The following is a 17,714-nucleotide window of genomic DNA, read 5'->3' as shown; positions in this document are numbered from 1 at the left end:
TATTCATATAAATATACAAATATGATGAGCATCAAGAACGGGAAGCCTTATAACTAAAAAAGCTAGCTAATATAATTAGCTAGCTTTTTTCTATGTAATCACATATTTTATTTGCTTCGATTGTATTGTTCTAATTGGATCAATAGAACAGATACGTCCGCAGGGGATACGCCAGAGATACGACTTGCTTGACCGATGGAGTGAGGACGAATTTTATTGAGCTTTTGTTGAGCTTCAAGAGAGATACCCTTAATTTGTGTATAGTCCCATTCTTTTGGAAGAATTTTTTCTTCTAATTTGCGAACCTTATCGACTTGGTCCATTTGCTTTTTGATATAACCTTCGTAAGTAATGGAGATATCAACAGCTTCTTCTACGTCAGGTGTATAGCGTTTTAAACCAAATGCATCGGCTACGATAGCATAGGAGAGTTCGTTACGTTTTACTAAATCGTAGGCATGAATACCTGTTCTAATAGGTGCTGTACCTAAATTTTCAAGCAAAGCTTGTGTTTCCTTGGATGGATTTACAGGTGTATTTCGCAACATATCCATCGCTTCTTCGATAGCAGCTTTCTTAGCTGTAAATTTAGCCCAACGATCGTCTTTTACAAGACCGATAGCACGACCTTTTTCAGTAAGACGCATGTCCGCATTATCTTGACGAAGTAATAGACGGTATTCGCTGCGGCTCGTCATCATACGGTACGGTTCGTTTGTACCTTTTGTTACAAGATCATCGATGAGAACACCGATATATGCTTCGGAGCGAGCAAGGATGAACGGTTCTTTACCTTCAAGCCATAAAGCTGCATTAATACCAGCCATTAAACCTTGAGCAGCTGCTTCTTCATAGCCAGATGTACCATTAGCTTGACCAGCAGAGTAGAGGCCTTCAATATGTTTCACTTGAAGGGCTGGTGTTAATTGTGTTGGATTCAAGCAATCGTATTCAATAGCATACGCAGGGCGCATGATTTCTACATTTTCTAGACCAGGAATAGTACGAAGGAACGCATATTGTACGTCCATAGGAAGGGATGTACTCATACCTTGTACATACATTTCATTTGTGCCTGTACCTTCTGGTTCTACGAATAATTGATGGCGTTCTTTATCGGCAAAACGCACCACCTTATCTTCGATAGAAGGACAGTAACGAGGACCTACGCCTTCAATTTTACCGCTATACATAGGAGCACGGTGAATATTACTTGTAATGATTTCGTGCGTTTCTTTGTTAGTATAAGTCAACCAACATACATCTTCGTTGCGGTTGATCCATTCATCCATAAAGGAGAAGGAGTGGTGATGTGTATCGCCTTCTTGAACCTCCATATTTTCAAGGTTAAGAGTTCGTTTATCTACCCGGGCTGGCGTACCAGTCTTAAAACGCATCAACTCAATGCCATTATCTAGCAAGGATTGAGAAAAGTGTTCCGCTACGCGTTGACCATTTGGGCCACCTACGTAGTCGATATCGCCGATGAGGATTTTACCTTTCAAATAGGTACCTGTGCAAAGAACGACTGCCTTAGCGCCATAGAATTCGCCAAGCTCTGTAACGATACCTGTTACTTTACCATCCTCAACCTTAAGCTCGGTCACCATGATTTGCTTAACATTGAGGTTTTCTGTATTTTCAATGGTTTGTTTCATCAAATGTTGGTATTTGATTTTATCGGATTGGCAGCGCAATGAATGAACGGCAGGGCCTTTACCCATATTGAGCATACGCATTTGAATAGCCGTAGCATCCGCGTTGATACCCATTTGACCGCCTAAGGCGTCAAGCTCATAAACAAGATGGCTTTTACCAGGACCGCCAACGGCAGGATTACATGGCATAAGCGCAATATTATCTAAACTGATGGTCGCCATCAACGTGCGATGACCCATGCGGGCAGCGGCCAGAGCCGCCTCACAACCAGCATGACCACCACCGATGACGATGACATCATAATTATCTACTGTGTACATATCAATTGAATTCCTTATATATTACTTATATTGAAAGTTTATTTTATTTAAATCACGAGGCCGTAGGCCGAGTTCTCCCTATTCTCCATAGAGTGGCAATGAGGGCTTTCAAAAAACGACTTTGGCCCTGCGTAGGCCGTAGGCCGAAGTCAGACCTGGCCAGTGGAGGCTTTTTGGAAGTACTCATTGTCATCATCACTTGCCTAAACAAAAACGACTAAATAGTTCGTCGATCATGCTTTCTCGAATGGTGTCGCCCGTGATGTCACCTAGTAGTTCCCAGGCGCTGCGCAAATCGGTAGCGACAAAGTCTACTGGCATGCCCATGTCGATGGAGGAGAGGGCTTGTTCGACTTGTGCCTTTGCTTGTTCCATGAGACTGATGTGGCGCACGTTACTAATCATGGCGTTGTTGTCTTGTTTTACGCGACCACCGTAGACGAGTTCTTGCACCCATTTAGAGAGAACTGCAGAGCCTTCGCCTTCTTTGGCACTGATGCGTTCAATAGCTGTAAAATTACCGTGTTCTTTAATATTTTCGTCTGTAACGACTTGTGCCACATCGGACTTATTGAGGAGTACGATGGTGTTCAAACCGCTAACAGAGGTCAAAATTTCGATTTCTTCAGGGGTTAATGGAGTAGACCCATCGATAACACAGAGTACGATATCTGCTTTATTAATATAATCGCGAGCACGCTCCACGCCGAGGGCTTCTACCGTATCTTGAGTATCGCGAATACCTGCCGTATCGATGAGGCGCAGAGAAATGCCTTCTACGGTCATATATTCTTCAATACTATCCCGCGTTGTCCCCGGAATATCCGTTACAATAGCGCGGTTTTCGCGCAAGAGAGCGTTCATAAGGCTCGATTTACCTGCATTTGGGCGGCCTACAATAACCGTCGTAATACCATCGCGAATAAGACGACCTGTATTCGCTGTGGACAACAAATCATCCATAGCTTTCAAAATAGGCTGTAATTGATCGCGAACCTCTTGGCTCGTTACGTCCTCGATATCCTCCTCAGGATAATCGATGGTTACCTCTAAATGAGCAATCATAGCGATGAGCTGTTCACGCACATCTTTTACAAAGGACGAAACGGTCCCATCTAGCTGCGATACAGCGAGAGAGAGGGAGTCCTCTGTTTTCGCTTCAATAATATCAATGATCGCCTCTGCTTGGGTGAGATCGATACGTCCGTTCATAAAGGCGCGCTTCGTAAATTCGCCGGCTTCAGCCATGCGCACATCGTGATTTACGAGCAATTTCAAGATTTGTCGAACCGGCACAATACCGCCGTGACACTGAATTTCTACCACGTCTTCTGCGGTGTAAGAATGAGGGCCTTTCATTAATAATACAAGAACCTCGTCGATGGTTTTGTTCGTTGCAGGGTCCACAATGGTTCCGTATTGTATCGTTCTGTTTTGGAGGTCCATCAAAGGAACGGTGCCAGCACTCTTGAACAGGCTATTTACAATAGGAAAACTATCCTTGCCGCTGACCCGAATAATACCAACCCCGCCAATGCCGGGCGGCGTCGCAATGGCCGCTATTGTATCATCTATATACATAAAAATCTCCGTATTTCGATTATCTAGTATTTGCTTTTGTATATGTTCTTCGCCTGTGAAAGTTAAACTAAACTAATCTTTGCATGCGAAGATTAACTTAGGTTAGCTTTCACCATAACCTAAAGAATAAAGGGGGCAGCCCTCAAGCAACCGAAAATATCAGTCACTTGAAAGCTGCACCACTATATTATTTTTTGTACGTAATCACAACGTGACGGAACGGTTCGTCCCCTTCACTGTTAGTAACAACGTTTTTATCCCCTTGAAGGGCAGTGTGAATGATTTTACGTTCAAAAGCATTCATCGGTTCTAAGGAAACCTTTTGACGGTTGCGTTTCACCTTAGAAGCCAAGCGTTTCGCGAGATTCACCAATGTTTCTTCTCGACGAGAACGGTAATTTTCCACATCTACAACGATGTGGCAGTGGCCAGATACATCCTTGTGTGCCACGAGATTTGTTAAGTATTGAATAGCATCCAATGTTTGACCATGTTTACCGATCAAAATACCTAAATCTTCGCCGTGTACTTGGAATGTAATCTTATCTTTAGTCATCATTTTTTCGATAACTACAGTGAGGCCCATTTGTGTAAACATATCATCGAGGAATTGTTTACCTTTTTCAGCAATTTCTTGTTGATCTTCTTTTGAAAGTTCCTTTTTAGAAGGTTTTTCTACGATATCATCTTCAGAAGTTTCAACTGCTGTATCTTGTACTTCTGTTTCACTTGTTGCTACTGGCTTGGAAGCAACAGCTACAGATTGTTCTTCTACATGAGCTACTTCTTCTTGCGTAGCAGTTTTAGCTACAGATGTGAAGAATAAGCGAACAACTGCTGGTTTACGACCAATGCCCAAGAAGCCATTAGAAGGTTGTTCCAAGACTTTAGTTTCTACCAATTCTTGGCCATCTTCAGCCAATTGAGCTACGCCTTTGGCAATGGCATCTTCAATGGTTTTAGCAGATACATCGATAAATTCCATAGTGTCTCCTATTTCTTAGCTTCTAAGCTTTTGTAAATGAAATGTTGTTGCACAAATTGGAATACATTGGATACGATCCAGTAAATAACTAAGCCAGATGGGAAGTTAAGGGAGATGTAACCAATGAATAAAGGCATAAAGATTGTCATAATCTTTTGTTGTTGCGCAGCAGCACCAGTTGCACCGCTACTAGTTTGCTTGGACATAATCCATGTAGATAATGCACTCAATACTGGCAAAATGTACATTGGATCTGGTTCGCCAAGACTAGGAAGCCATAAGAATTGTACATAGTTTTGATCGTATGGATAGCCTTGTAAAGCATAGAAGATAGCGATCAAGAATGGCATTTGCACCAATAGAGGCAAACAACCAGCCAATGGGTTAACACCCATTTCTTTGTACAATGCACCCATTTCTGCTTGAAGTTTTGCAGGATCGTTTTTGTATTTATCTTGCAATTCTTTCATGCGAGGCTGTAACTCTTGCATAGCCTTCATGGATTTGATTTGTTTTACAGTAAGTGGTGCCAAAACCGCTTTAATAACGATTGTTAAAAGGATAATAGCCACACCGTAGCTTGGATAGCCTACCATTTGAGTTAATTGGAACGCATAGGTTACCAATGTAGTCATCAATTCAACGATAGGGTGGAATATACTACTTAAGAATTCCATTGTTTCTCCTTTTTCTTACAGTCCGAAACCGTCCTTTGCGCATCTATATATCGTTATGGTATGGTCTAAATTTCATCCATACAGATGCTCAGGTATTTCCAAAACTGTGCTAGATGTTTTTTGTGAAAGTTGCTTTCACAGAACGCATCCAGCCTAATCCAAAATAGATTATGGTACTGGATCGTAGCCACCCTTATGGAAAGGATGACAGCGAAGAATGCGTTTTAAACCCATCCAGCTACCTTTCAAAGGACCATATTTTTCGATGGCCTGCAAAGTATATGTGGAACATGTCGGATAATAACGGCAACATCCAGGTTTTAAGGGAGATATGGCAAGCTGATAGAACCTAATTAAAAGTCGTAAAAGCGTAGTTATACAGCGTTTCATAGAAACCTCCATATACACAAAAAAGGACCAAAGCCTCTAACTTGTGGTCCTATTTATCATTTTGTACCAATAATTTGCTTTTTCGCAAGAGATACAAAATCTCCTTTTCCGCTTTTTCGTAGGTAGCGTTTTTCAGAGGGCCACGTCCAACAATTACGATATGATACCCTTCGCGTATGGAATGTTGATTGAGGCGATACACCTCTTTCATGAGCCGTCTAGCTCGGTTGCGCTCAACAGCACAACCAACCTTTTTGCCGGTTACAAAACCAATGCGCGTAGATTGCTTCGCCACGGGCATACGATAGAGTACACACATACGGCCTACTTCGTATTTTCCGTGCTTATACACAAGGCGATATTCATTATTGTGCGTCAGTCGTCTTGCTTTATCGAGGCAATAATCCATATGCATTGTCCTTAAGTCCTAAAAATAGAAAAACTTGGCAGCAGCGCCAAGTTTTTTCTCCTGCCTAACAGCTATTATATTATGCAGATAAGCGTTTTCTGCCTTTTGCACGTCTTCTTTTTAAAACGAGACGGCCACCGATAGTTTTCATGCGTTCACGGAAACCATGGGTACGTTTTCTCCAAAGAGTATTTGGTTGGTAAGTACGTTTCATTAGTAAAACACCTCCTCGTCATTTTGTATTGTTTTACTTATACCATAACAGGGTAATTATAGAGTTAAAACGTAAATTTGTCAATATAATAAAGGCATTCTGCTTGTGAGTTCTTGTATTTCTGTAATAATTCTATCACACATTTCATCCTGTAATTGATGTTACGTTTCCAGGGGGAGGAATATAGGGCTCCTTCATCGCTCCATACTAACCGTAAAGTCGCTCAAAAGGACCCTATATTCCCTCCCTAAGGCAATCCTAATTTAACCTTACACACCACTACACGATGTAAACGTAACATCAATATCAGCAAAACAAGAACTCACAACTCTAATATTTTTATATAAGACAAATTTACATTTTGATCTCTTATTGGAAAAAGGGGAGGAGTAGATGTGGTTTTCTCCTTCCATACTCATCGTAAGTCAGTCAAAAATCCACATCTATTCCTGCTCCTAACATACACTAATGACTACTATAACACCTACCACCAGTATAAAAAGTAGTATCAGTTTTTATATCAAACCTAAAAGTCTTTCAGAATACGGATCTAAGATTTAACAAATCTTACCTTTTAACCTCTTGAGGGAAAGGGGAAATTTGATGTAAACGTAACATCAATTTACAGCAACACAAGAACTCACAATTCTAATATTTTTTATATTAGACAAATTTATGTTTTGATCTCTAATTGGAAGGAGGGGAGGAATAGATGTGGTTTTCTTCTTTTCCCCTCTCCCCAATTTTCATTTAAGTTGTGTTGATAACATTTTATAAACAGGTCTAATGTAGATTGCTAAAAGGTATATCTATTACTTTTCCAGTTGTGTGTATAGTAATCATAAAAATTATCTTATAGGAGGAGGGGAAGTGAAACTACTTTTTGAGCGACTTGCGTCAGGATGGAGCGATAAAAGTAGTTTTCATTCCTGCCCCAAAAGTAATTGATGAACAAAAGATGAGATAATAACTGAGTTATTAACACTTCTCCTTCAGATAACCAAAAGTTATCCACAGAATAAATGACAAACTAGTGATTTTTTGGTACAATCATAACTGAAATTAGGAAAAAGTATATATTTTTATAAGTTTTTGTTGGATAACTTTTAAGGTTATCCACATTTTTTCTCTTTTGACCTGTGTAATCTATAAAGTCAGTTATTATCTGGTTAGAAGAGAATTTTATTTTCACTTATTCACAGGTTGTGCACAGGTTATTCACAGGAATAACAGGTTTTTCCACAGCTTTCACAATAGTTATACACATTATTCCTAAAGTTATACACATTTATCGCAATAGTTATACACAAGAGGCACGTCATGCAGTCATTTGATTTGAATAATATATGGGAACATATATTGCAAGAGGCGAAAAAGAACATGCAACATTTGCCTGACGCGTTGTACTTGCGCGTCACGTCATCGTTGATTCCCATGTCTCTCGACAGTCATTCGATCCATATAGGGGTCATGCAAACATTTGTTAAAAACTTAATCGATCAGCAGCCGCAGATTAGCAAGGCTTTACAGGATGCTATTACTACGGTTATCGGTTCCCATCGGGATATGGTGTTATTCGATTTCAATCAAGAGAGTGTAGATACTACCTTTGTTGATGAAAGTCTCATCGATGATGCACCTGTAGTGGCTCCACCGATGCCATTACCGCCTGTGGTAGAGGAAAAAGCTCAACAAGATGAGTTCTATAAACCAATCTATCAAGAGCCTGTCTATATCGACCGCGCACCAGCTCCTGTGAATATTCCAGATGAGCCAATGGTAGCGCCTAGTAAAACAGTTGAAACTACAACACCTACATTACAGTCTGATAATGTACCTGTGGATTTATCCTTATCTAACCTTAATCCAGCGTACCGTTTTGACAACTACGTTACAGGCAACGCGAACCGCATTCCATTTGGGGCGGCTCAAAATGTAGCTGAGTTCCCAGGCGGCGACTATAATCCGCTCTTTATCTATGGTCCATCAGGTCTAGGTAAAACGCATTTGATGCACGCCATCGGCAACGCTATCAAGGAAAATCATCCTCACATGAAGGTTATGTCCATTACGAGCGAAAACTTTATGAACATTTTCGTAGAAACATTGCAGCGTAACCAAGGTAAATTGTTCCGCAACACATTCCGCAACATCGACGTGCTCATGATTGACGATATTCAGTTCCTTGAAAGTCGTGAAAGTACGAAAACTGAGCTATTTAATACGTTCAATGAGTTATTAAATAACAACAAGCAAATCGTCCTCACCTCTGATACGATGCCAAACGATATGGAGCAATTCGAAGACCGTCTTCGTTCTCGTTTCCAAGCTGGCTACATTGCTACCATGGAAAATCCAGATTTAGAAACACGCATCGCCATCTTTAGATCTTTGCTAGAACGAGAATATAAGAAAAATCGCGTTATCCGCATCGATAACGACTCCATCAACTACGTGGCGTTACAATTTAGCGAAAACGTCCGCGTGTTGCAAGGTGCTTTCACCAAATTAATCGGCACTGCATCTATCGATCAACGTCTTGAATCTATCGATCTAGAATACACTAAACAAGCCTTAGCTGGCCTCGTTCAAACCGAAGAGGTGAACATGGTCACTATGGAAAGCATCCAAAATTTTGTAAGTTCTTATTTCAATATTAAAAAGCAAGACTTGCTCGGCAAAAAGCGTAAGGCACAGTTCGCATTCCCACGGCAAATCGCCATGTATCTATGCCGTGATATGATCAATGAAAGTTATCCGCAAATCGCAGCAGCCTTCTCTCGTGACCATACGACAATTCTCCATGCGTACGATAAAATTACGAAGGAAATTGAACAAAACGAAGAAACTAAGAACATGATTTCTGAAATTAAACAGAAATTAACAACCTGTGGATAACTCTGTGGATATATTGTGCGTAACTTTGTGGATATCCTAAAAACCGTGCTCCGCTGTGAGTATGTGGATAAGTGGTTACAAACTATCAACATAGTTATACACAACAGAGAAATCGCACAGTTAGTAGCGCCAATTCACTTTTACACATATGAACAGGCCCCTACTATTACTACTACTAAAACTAACAAACAATCAAAAAACCAGTAGAAACAGATCTATCGTAGAATATCTATAGAGCATCTACAGTAGCAAACATAGAATATTACAAACAAGATAAGTAATTATTAGAGCTTCTACAATATATAGAAATATAGAAATCAAAAAGGAGTTATATATGCATATTACATTCCCAAAAGCAAATCTCCAAAAAGCAATCAACGTATTGCAAAAGGTATCTCAAAATAAAACAAGTTCCAATTTACCAGGTGCTATCTACATGACAACAAAAAATGGCCAAGTAGAATTGCAAGGTAACGACTTTGAACTCGGTATTCGTTTAACCATCGATGGCGACATCAAAGAACCTGGTACATTAGTAGTTGGTTCCCGTTATTTCCAAGAGTTAATCCGCAAATTGCCTGGAGATACTATTGAACTTTACAAACCAGAGGACGGAAATTCTTTAACAATCACATCAGGTTCTTCTGAATTCAACCTCGTAACATTACATCCAGATGATTTCTCCTTGGTTGAACAAATTCACGACCAAGATCATGTAAACATTGATAGCTTTGCTATGAAAGAACTCATCGATTTAACAAACTATGCAGCTGCTACTGACGAAGATCGTCCTGTATTTACTGGTGCTCTTCTTGAAATTAAAGAAAACGAAGTAACAATGGTTGCCACTGATACACACCGCATGGCTGTTAAGAAAATTACTATCGATGAACCAGCAACTACGCCAATGCGTGCTATCATTCCTACAAAAACGTTGGCTGAAGTATCTCGTTTGTTACCAACAGATAATCCAGCGATGATCAACATCATTTGGAACCGCACACAAATCGTTTTCAACTTTGAATCGATTTACATTATTTCTCGTTTAATTGAAGGCACATACCCTGAATATGAAAAGGTTATTCCTTCCCAATTCGACTCTAGCGCTGTTATTGACCTCCGCGAATTCGCTGGTGCCGTTGACCGCGTATCCTTGTTGGCTAAAGACATCAGCTATAACGTAATTCGTTATGATTGGGCTGAAAGTAATGTAACATTGTCTACTCAAAATACTGAAATCGGTATGGCAAAAGAAGACGTAGCTGTTGAATTTAAAGGCACACCTTTCACAATCTCCTTCAATGGTCGTTATATCTCTGATATCTTGCGCCATAGCACAGGCGACAATATCCACTTGTTCTTAAAACAAAATGGTCCAGTTGTTATTCGCCAAGATAATAATCCGAACTATACATACGTAGTAACACCAGTTCGTACGAATGCATAAAGTAGGGCAGTAGTCAATGGAGGAGCTTGCGACGACAGGGACACTGCATCACTTTGTTCCGAACGTAAAATTTTCTAGGCTACAACGTAGCCTAAAGAAAATTCACAGTGAGGAACTGTACTCTGGTACTAAATAATTAATAATGTTAAAGTCAGTCTATTATTAGTTTATTGATAATACAATCACTACGTTGTATATTTTATTGAATTAATATACAAATCTATATTAGGTAATGATGAGTAAAAGTCATCGTTACCTAATTCCCATATAGTTATAAATTGTCCACTATAGGAGGACGTTATGAAAGAGCAACAGCAGGTAACCATTCATACGGAGTACATTCAAATTGATCAGTTGTTGAAGTTAGAAGGTATCATCGAAACAGGTGGTCAAATTAAATCCTTTATCGATGAAGGCATCCTTACTTTGAATGGTCAAGTTATCACAGAAAAGCGCAAGAAATGCCGTGTTGGGGATGTGATTTCTTGCGAAGGTCTCGATGTAGATCTCGTGATTACTCAAGAGGAGGATTAATCGGTGAGAATTGACTCACTGCAATTATTCCAGTTTCGTAATTATAAGGATGTAACGATTCAGTTTAATCCGGAGATTATCGTTTTGCACGGCACCAATGGGGCTGGTAAGACTAATATCCTCGAATCGATTTATGTGGGTACCATTGGTAAAAGCCATCGGACCAACGATACATCGGATATGCTCATGTTCAATGCTGAGGAAGCAGGCATTGTCGTTAAGTTCGAGAAAAAGGATACACCTCAAAAGGTAAATATTAAGTTATTCCGTCAAGGTCCTAAGGATATTCGTTTAAACGATACTAAAATATCTCAAAAAGAATTGATTGGTACATTAAATACAGTTATCTTCTGTCCTGAAGATTTACAGCTCATCAAAGGAACGCCGTCAGGACGTAGACGTTTTCTCGATATGGAAATCTCTCAGACGAGTGCTACCTATTATCATCAGTTGATGCAGTATAATCGGTTATTACAGCAGCGCAATGCGATCCTTAAGGAATATAGAGGTAAGCAGAACATTCCTCTTGAAGAATGGGATTTGCAATTAGCCGATATGGCGAGTTTTATCGTAAAGAAACGATTAGAAAGCTTAAAGAAAATCAATCTTCTCATCGATTTGATGAACCGCAAATTGACGGGTGGCCTCGAGAATTTGACCATTGGTTATGAACAGCCATATATGGATAATGGATCCTTAGAATTTACAAAGGAAGGCTTTTACGAGCGCATTAAAGCAGCGTTGCCGCAGGATCGTCATCGGATGACCACTAGCGTAGGTCCTCATCGCGATGATTTACGATTCTTTTCCGATGCGATGGATTTAAAGAAATTTGGATCCCAAGGGCAGCAACGAACGGCTGTATTGTCCTTAAAGTTGAGCGAGCTTGAGTTTATTAAGTCCGAGGTTGGGGAATATCCAGTTCTGCTACTAGACGATGTATTGAGCGAACTTGATGAATCGAGACGAGCGAATTTATTGCAGTTTATTCATAAACGTATTCAAACATTTATTACTACTACAGACATTCATGATTTTAAAGATTTGAAATCGGTTCAATTTATTTCTTGTGAAGGGGGAAAGGTTCAGTATGGACAGCCTTGATCTTTGTTTACCAAAGGCCTTATCAAAACTGAATTTACTGGAACAATATAAATTAAATACCCTCGTTCACAAGTGGCGTGATGTAGTGGGCGATGTCATTGCGGAGCATACAAAAATTGTGTCTATTAAGCCTCCAGACATGGTAATTAGTGCAGATAACTCCATGTGGATGCAGGAACTACAGATGCAAAAACGGCGTATCATTGAGGCGATAAACAAATATTACCATCAAGAGGTCATCAAAGATATTCGCTTTATCATGAAACGTCAGAGCTATGTGAAAGCAGACATCAATACGTCTATATCTCTTCCTGACAAAATAGGGGAATCTAAAAAGATTAATTTTGCAGATATCGTGCTTTCAAAAGAAGACGTAGAAGCCATCGATAAATCGTTAGAGAAGACAGATAACGAAGAATTAAAGGCTGCTTTTAGAAAAGTACAAATTACGGCTCGAAAGCGGGAAATCTATTTAGAGCAGCATGGGTATCATCGTTGTGGTCGATGTGGCATGCATATGGAATCTAAAAAAGAAATCTGTCCGACCTGTGAATATGAATTGCATCGAGCTCATATTAAGGACATTAAGGCAGTTATTAGAAAGTATCCGTACTTTAAATACAGCGACTGTCAGCAATTTATACAATGTACCTTCCCAGACTTTGCAGAAGCCATGCGGGAATCTATATACTTTTACTTAGATAAAATTTATAAAGGGTCCATTAATCGCCGTCATATGTATATGGTGGCTATGCTCATCACTCATAAGAAGCCTGATGAGCTAACGGACCAGCACGTTATTAATTTGTGCAACAAATATCGATCTAAGTTCCTTGCTGAAGAGGAACAGCGGAAAATCGATTCATTAAATGGGACATTAGAAAAGTAGAGGAGGCATTCCTATGTACGTTCATATTGGGGATACCGTTTCCGTGCCTATCGAATCCATCATTACTATGGTGCACGCCAAGGGCGGAAAATCCCATAAAAGTCCTATTCATCACTATGAAAGCTTAGAGTATATCGCCATGGTACCAGAGGAGCAGATCAAGACCTATGTGGTCACAGATGATTGCGTTTATGGATCTGGTGTTAGTATTAAGACTTTAATGAGACGAATTGATGAGTTTTATAGTATAATAAAGAGATAAGATTTATTCTGTACATGTGTTGTACCAAATTTCAATCCAGTACAGTGTGATAGATTGTTAGGAGGAGTTTGTTTCATGCCTGAAGAAAATTATGGCGCTCAGAATATACAGGTTCTCGAGGGTCTTGACGCGGTACGTAAACGCCCTGGTATGTACATTGGTAGTACGTCCATTCGCGGTTTACATCACCTCGTTTATGAAGTAGTAGATAACTCTGTTGACGAAGCGCTCGCAGGTTACGCTACACATATCGAAGTATCCATTAATAAAGATAACAGTATTACTGTTGTCGATGATGGTCGTGGTATCCCTACAGGGATGCATGAATCCGGTATGTCTGCGGTAGAGTTAGTATTAACAAAATTGCATGCTGGCGGTAAATTTGGCGGTGGCGGCTACAAGGTTTCTGGTGGCCTTCACGGCGTAGGTATTTCCGTAGTAAATGCGTTGAGTGAATGGACTAAGGTTCAAGTAGCTCAAAATGGTATCGTTCAAGAGATTTCCTTTTCTCGTGGTCATAAAACTTCTGAATTACATGAAATCGGTAAAGCAGAAGGTACTGGTACTACCGTTATCTTCAAGCCAGATGCTGAAATCTTTGAAACTACTGTATTCAACTTTGATACATTGAAAATTCGTTTACAAGAATTGGCATTCCTTAATAAAGGCCTTCGCATTACATTGAGCGATTTGCGTCAAGAGGAACCTCGTGTTGAAAGCTTCCACTACGAAGGTGGTTTGAGTTCTTTCATTACCTTCTTGAACGAAAATAAAGAAGTAGTAAACCCAACTGTAATTTACATTGAAAGTACAAAAGACGACGTAGTTGTAGACGTTGCATTGCAATATAACGATAGCTACAGCGAAAACTTGTTGTCCTTCGTAAATAACATCAATACCATTGACGGTGGTACTCACCTTTCTGGTTTCCGTGCTGCCTTGACTCGTACCCTCAATGATTACGGTCGTAAAGCTGGTTTGATCAAGGAAAATGAGTCCAACCTTTCCGGTGAAGACGTACGTGAAGGTTTGACAGCTGTTGTATCTGTAAAAGTATTGGAACCTCAATTTGAAGGCCAAACTAAAACTAAACTTGGCAATAGCGAAGTTAAAGGTATTACAGACGTTATCGTATCTGAAGGTCTTAAGACATTCTTCGAAGAACATCCGCAAGATGCGAAGAAAATCATTGAAAAAGCGACTATGGCAAGCCGTGCTCGTGAGGCAGCTCGTAAAGCCCGCGACTTAACGCGCCGTAAAAATGCCTTGGAAGTATCTAGCCTTCCTGGTAAATTGGCAGATTGCTCTGAAAAAGATACATCTATGACTGAAATTTATCTAGTCGAAGGTGACTCTGCGGGCGGTTCTGCAAAACAAGGTCGCGATCGTCGTTACCAAGCGATTTTGCCATTGCGTGGTAAAATCCTTAACGTAGAAAAAGCGCGCCTTGATAAGATTTTAGCTAATAACGAAATTCGCTCCATGATCACTGCATTCGGTACTGGTATTGGGGAAGAGTTTGATATTACAAAATCCCGTTATAACAAGATTATCATCATGACAGATGCGGACGTTGACGGCGCTCATATCCGTACCTTGTTATTAACATTCTTCTACCGCTATATGAAACCATTGGTAGAGGAAGGTCATATCTACATTGCTCAACCACCGTTGTACCAAATCAAGAAGGGTAAATCCCACTGGTATGTATACTCTGATGCGGAGCTTACAGCTAAACTTGATGAAGTAGGTCGTGATGGTATTACCATCCAACGTTACAAAGGTTTAGGTGAAATGAATCCTGAACAATTATGGGAAACTACAATGAATCCTGAAAATCGTACGATTTTACAAGTTAGCTTAGAGGACTCCATCGAAGCTGATAAAATCTTTACAGTTCTCATGGGCGATAAGGTAGAACCTCGTCGTAAATTTATTGAAGATAACGCAAAATACGTGCGTAATCTGGATTTATAAGAGGTGACCCATGGCTGAAAATCAAAATAATAATGTAGAGTTTACCTCTAATAAAGATCAACATTTAAAACGTTCCCTAAAAGCACGTCATATGAACATGATCGCTTTAGGTGGCGCTATCGGTACTGGCTTATTCGTAGCTGGTGGTGAAGTAGTAAGTACAGCAGGCCCTGGTGGTGCGCTAGTGGCTTATGGCCTCATCGGTATCATGGTGTACTTCCTCATGACATCTCTTGGGGAAATGGCTACGTACTTGCCGATTCCAGGTTCCTTCGGGACTTATGCAAAACGCTATGTAGATCCTGCCTTTGGTTTTGCCTTAGGTTGGAACTACTGGTTTAACTGGGCTATTACCTTGGCTGCTGAAGTATTAGCAGGGGCGCTGATCATGAAATATTGGTTCCCTGATGTGCCTGCCATCGTATGGTCTGCTTTGTTCTTGCTCGTTTTATTCGGCTTGAACTATTTATCGACTCGTTCCTTTGGTGAAAGTGAATATGTATTCTCTAGCATCAAGGTTATTACCGTATTCGTATTCCTGTTCTGTGGCTTTATGCTTATCTTTGGCATTGGAGGCACATCTCCAGGATTTGCGAACTGGACAGTAGGGGAAGCACCATTCGTAGGTGGTTGGGAATCTATTCTTGCTATCTTCATGGTGGCTGGTTTCTCATTCCAAGGTACTGAGCTTATCGGTGTAGCCGCTGGTGAAGCAGAAAATCCAGAAAAGAATGTGCCAAAGGCGATTAATTCTATTTTCTGGCGTATATTATTGTTCTATATTGGTGCTTTCATAGTTATCGGTTTCTTAATTCCTTATACTGATCCAAATTTATTGAATTCTAGTGTAGAGAATGTATCTATTTCTCCATTTACACTCGTATTTGACCGATTTGGTTTTGCTTTTGCTGCTAGCTTTATCAATGCTATCATTTTAACGGCAGTACTTAGTGCTGGTAACTCTGGTCTTTATTCTTCTACTCGTATGCTATATGCACTTGCTAAAGAAGGGCAAGCACCAAAAATCTTCACTAAGCTTAATAAACATGGTGTTCCAGTGCCAGCGTTAATTTTAACTACAGCAATCGGTTTATTTGCATTCCTTACAAGCTTTATCGGCGAAGGTACTGCATATACTTGGATTGTTAATATTTCTGGTCTTTGCGGTTTTATAGCATGGGTTGGTATCGCTGTTTCTCACTATCGCTTCCGCCGTGCCTTCATTGCACAAGGTAGAGATCTTAAAGAATTACCTTACAAAGCGTGGTTGTTCCCAATTGGCCCAATCTTGGCGTTCATTCTTTGCGTCATCATCATTGCTGGTCAAAACTACTCCGCTTTCACAGGCGATACAATCGACTGGTATGGCGTATCCGTTGCATACATCGGATTGCCAATCTTCTTCGCAGTATACTTAGGTTATAAATACATCAAGAAAACAAAACTTGTTCCATTGAAAGAGGTTAACCTAGACCGCGATTTTGATCGATAAAAACATATAATTAGACCTGTTCATTATGAATGTAGTGAACAGGTCTTTTTTTGTGATTGTATTTCTGTGAAAGCCTTGCTATAATAAATCAAATATATTGTAGTCAATTAGAAAGGATACAATTATGATTATTACTACAACTATGCATATTGAAAATAAACCAGTTCAAGAATATAAAGGTATCGTATTTGGTGAGGTCGTAGAAGGCCGTAACTTTGTGAAAGACTTTATGTCTGGCATTCGCGACATCGTTGGTGGCCGTAGTGGCAGCTATGAAAATTCTTTGATGAGTGCGCGCCAAGCAGCCCTTGATGAAATGTCTCAACGGGCTTCTAAAATGGGTGCTAATGCTGTTATCGGTGTATCCTTCCAATACAGTACAGTAGGTGCAGAAAATGGCATGCTCATGGTCACATGCAATGGTACAGCTGTTGTAGTTTAATAAGAATTGATAGATGGGACCACTTGTTTCATTCCACCGGCCGGGTCTGACTACGCCCTTTGGGCTCCGCAGAGCCAAAGTCATGAAACAAGTGGCCCCATCTATTTTCTATAAAATACAATCGGACTAAGGAGAAAAGGCCCATATATCACTTAGTCCTGAACATAAGATTTCATGAAATGAAATCCAAAGTAAAGGTAAAGTCGCATAGAAGTCATGCTCAGCTTTTCTTATTAAATACAACAGCCCCTTTTTATGTATCTTTCTATATATCATTCTTGGTTATCATATAAAACTATTTATTTAAACTTTACAAAGCATAAAAGTTGAGATGCTAAATAATATCAAGAATTAATAATTATGAAAAAAGCCGCCTATTATGATATGTACCCATTTTCCTGGACACATATTATTTACTAGCCTAAACACATGGA

The 17,714-nt window shown here is 40.0% G+C and carries 16 protein-coding genes; 9 read left to right on the top strand and 7 right to left on the bottom strand.

Annotated features, from left to right (window positions below):
- Positions 1-107 precede the first annotated feature (107 nt).
- From mnmG to rpmH, 7 genes are all read right to left on the bottom strand, one after another.
- Positions 108-1,979: a tRNA uridine-5-carboxymethylaminomethyl(34) synthesis enzyme MnmG gene (mnmG, locus tag QZ334_RS03415; protein WP_295231921.1), complete on the bottom strand. Its 1,872-nt coding sequence runs from the start codon at positions 1,977-1,979 to the stop codon at positions 108-110.
- 195 nt (positions 1,980-2,174) lie between these two features.
- Positions 2,175-3,560, bottom strand: coding sequence for a tRNA uridine-5-carboxymethylaminomethyl(34) synthesis GTPase MnmE (mnmE, locus tag QZ334_RS03410; protein WP_295231918.1), 1,386 nt, complete (start codon positions 3,558-3,560; stop codon positions 2,175-2,177).
- Between the two features lie 187 nt (positions 3,561-3,747).
- Positions 3,748-4,545, bottom strand: coding sequence for an RNA-binding cell elongation regulator Jag/EloR (gene jag / locus QZ334_RS03405; RefSeq protein WP_287514752.1), 798 nt, complete (start codon positions 4,543-4,545; stop codon positions 3,748-3,750).
- Positions 4,546-4,553: 8 nt separating this feature from the next.
- On the bottom strand, positions 4,554-5,222 hold the full coding sequence (locus tag QZ334_RS03400) for a YidC/Oxa1 family membrane protein insertase (protein ID WP_024066050.1): 669 nt from the start codon (positions 5,220-5,222) through the stop codon (positions 4,554-4,556).
- A 168-nt stretch (positions 5,223-5,390) separates the two neighbouring features.
- Entirely contained in the window at positions 5,391-5,612 is a 222-nt protein-coding gene (gene yidD / locus QZ334_RS03395; protein ID WP_072270728.1) for a membrane protein insertion efficiency factor YidD, read from the bottom strand.
- A 49-nt stretch (positions 5,613-5,661) separates the two neighbouring features.
- Entirely contained in the window at positions 5,662-6,021 is a 360-nt protein-coding gene (gene rnpA, locus QZ334_RS03390; protein ID WP_105094806.1) for a ribonuclease P protein component, read from the bottom strand.
- A gap of 79 nt (positions 6,022-6,100) precedes the next feature.
- Positions 6,101-6,235: a 50S ribosomal protein L34 gene (gene rpmH, locus QZ334_RS03385; protein ID WP_004692946.1), complete on the bottom strand. Its 135-nt coding sequence runs from the start codon at positions 6,233-6,235 to the stop codon at positions 6,101-6,103.
- Between the two features lie 1,320 nt (positions 6,236-7,555).
- On the opposite strand from rpmH, the gene dnaA reads away from it, so the two are divergent.
- From dnaA to QZ334_RS03340, 9 genes are all read left to right on the top strand, one after another.
- Positions 7,556-9,133 carry a chromosomal replication initiator protein DnaA gene (gene dnaA / locus QZ334_RS03380; RefSeq protein ID WP_295231912.1) on the top strand — a complete coding sequence of 526 codons (1,578 nt, stop codon included), beginning with the start codon at positions 7,556-7,558 and terminating at the stop codon, positions 9,131-9,133.
- A gap of 334 nt (positions 9,134-9,467) precedes the next feature.
- Entirely contained in the window at positions 9,468-10,580 is a 1,113-nt protein-coding gene (gene dnaN, locus QZ334_RS03375) for a DNA polymerase III subunit beta (protein WP_105094808.1), read from the top strand.
- A 300-nt stretch (positions 10,581-10,880) separates the two neighbouring features.
- Positions 10,881-11,114: an RNA-binding S4 domain-containing protein gene (locus QZ334_RS03370; protein WP_287513451.1), complete on the top strand. Its 234-nt coding sequence runs from the start codon at positions 10,881-10,883 to the stop codon at positions 11,112-11,114.
- 3 nt (positions 11,115-11,117) lie between these two features.
- Positions 11,118-12,218, top strand: coding sequence for a DNA replication/repair protein RecF (gene recF / locus QZ334_RS03365; RefSeq protein WP_119209023.1), 1,101 nt, complete (start codon positions 11,118-11,120; stop codon positions 12,216-12,218).
- On the top strand, positions 12,205-13,107 hold the full coding sequence (locus QZ334_RS03360; protein WP_295231903.1) for a DUF721 domain-containing protein: 903 nt from the start codon (positions 12,205-12,207) through the stop codon (positions 13,105-13,107). The genes recF and QZ334_RS03360 overlap by 14 nt, the downstream gene beginning before the upstream one ends.
- Positions 13,108-13,120: 13 nt before the next feature.
- Positions 13,121-13,369 (top strand): DUF370 domain-containing protein, encoded by a 249-nt coding sequence (locus tag QZ334_RS03355; RefSeq protein ID WP_060924870.1) that lies wholly within the window; start codon positions 13,121-13,123, stop codon positions 13,367-13,369.
- Positions 13,370-13,444: 75 nt separating this feature from the next.
- Positions 13,445-15,346: a DNA topoisomerase (ATP-hydrolyzing) subunit B gene (gene gyrB, locus QZ334_RS03350; RefSeq protein ID WP_295231901.1), complete on the top strand. Its 1,902-nt coding sequence runs from the start codon at positions 13,445-13,447 to the stop codon at positions 15,344-15,346.
- Positions 15,347-15,356: 10 nt separating this feature from the next.
- Complete coding sequence (locus tag QZ334_RS03345; protein ID WP_295231898.1) at positions 15,357-16,838, top strand: amino acid permease; 1,482 nt, start codon at positions 15,357-15,359, stop codon at positions 16,836-16,838.
- Positions 16,839-16,962: 124 nt separating this feature from the next.
- The gene (locus tag QZ334_RS03340; RefSeq protein WP_178884019.1) at positions 16,963-17,280 is read left to right on the top strand and encodes a YbjQ family protein; all 318 of its coding nucleotides are present in this window, start codon (positions 16,963-16,965) and stop codon (positions 17,278-17,280) included.
- Positions 17,281-17,714: the final 434 nt, after the last annotated feature.

Source organism: Veillonella sp. (assembly GCF_019414865.1).
GTDB lineage: Bacteria > Bacillota > Negativicutes > Veillonellales > Veillonellaceae > Veillonella.
The sequence above is the reverse complement of the archived record's forward strand: the minus strand, read 5'-3'. Positions and strand labels throughout refer to the sequence as shown.

Excerpts from the sequence above, each read along its gene's own strand:
- rnpA (WP_105094806.1), bottom strand. The coding sequence starts at position 6,021 with ATGGATTATTGCCTCGATAAAGCAAGACGACTGACGCACAATAATGAA.
- gyrB (WP_295231901.1), top strand. The coding sequence starts at position 13,445 with ATGCCTGAAGAAAATTATGGCGCTCAGAATATACAGGTTCTCGAGGGT.
- QZ334_RS03340 (WP_178884019.1), top strand. The coding sequence starts at position 16,963 with ATGATTATTACTACAACTATGCATATTGAAAATAAACCAGTTCAAGAA.
- jag (WP_287514752.1), bottom strand. The coding sequence starts at position 4,545 with ATGGAATTTATCGATGTATCTGCTAAAACCATTGAAGATGCCATTGCC.
- QZ334_RS03360 (WP_295231903.1), top strand. The coding sequence starts at position 12,205 with ATGGACAGCCTTGATCTTTGTTTACCAAAGGCCTTATCAAAACTGAAT.
- QZ334_RS03345 (WP_295231898.1), top strand. The coding sequence starts at position 15,357 with ATGGCTGAAAATCAAAATAATAATGTAGAGTTTACCTCTAATAAAGAT.
- mnmE (WP_295231918.1), bottom strand. The coding sequence starts at position 3,560 with ATGTATATAGATGATACAATAGCGGCCATTGCGACGCCGCCCGGCATT.
- dnaN (WP_105094808.1), top strand. The coding sequence starts at position 9,468 with ATGCATATTACATTCCCAAAAGCAAATCTCCAAAAAGCAATCAACGTA.
- QZ334_RS03400 (WP_024066050.1), bottom strand. The coding sequence starts at position 5,222 with ATGGAATTCTTAAGTAGTATATTCCACCCTATCGTTGAATTGATGACT.
- dnaA (WP_295231912.1), top strand. The coding sequence starts at position 7,556 with ATGCAGTCATTTGATTTGAATAATATATGGGAACATATATTGCAAGAG.
- yidD (WP_072270728.1), bottom strand. The coding sequence starts at position 5,612 with ATGAAACGCTGTATAACTACGCTTTTACGACTTTTAATTAGGTTCTAT.
- rpmH (WP_004692946.1), bottom strand. The coding sequence starts at position 6,235 with ATGAAACGTACTTACCAACCAAATACTCTTTGGAGAAAACGTACCCAT.
- QZ334_RS03355 (WP_060924870.1), top strand. The coding sequence starts at position 13,121 with ATGTACGTTCATATTGGGGATACCGTTTCCGTGCCTATCGAATCCATC.
- mnmG (WP_295231921.1), bottom strand. The coding sequence starts at position 1,979 with ATGTACACAGTAGATAATTATGATGTCATCGTCATCGGTGGTGGTCAT.
- QZ334_RS03370 (WP_287513451.1), top strand. The coding sequence starts at position 10,881 with ATGAAAGAGCAACAGCAGGTAACCATTCATACGGAGTACATTCAAATT.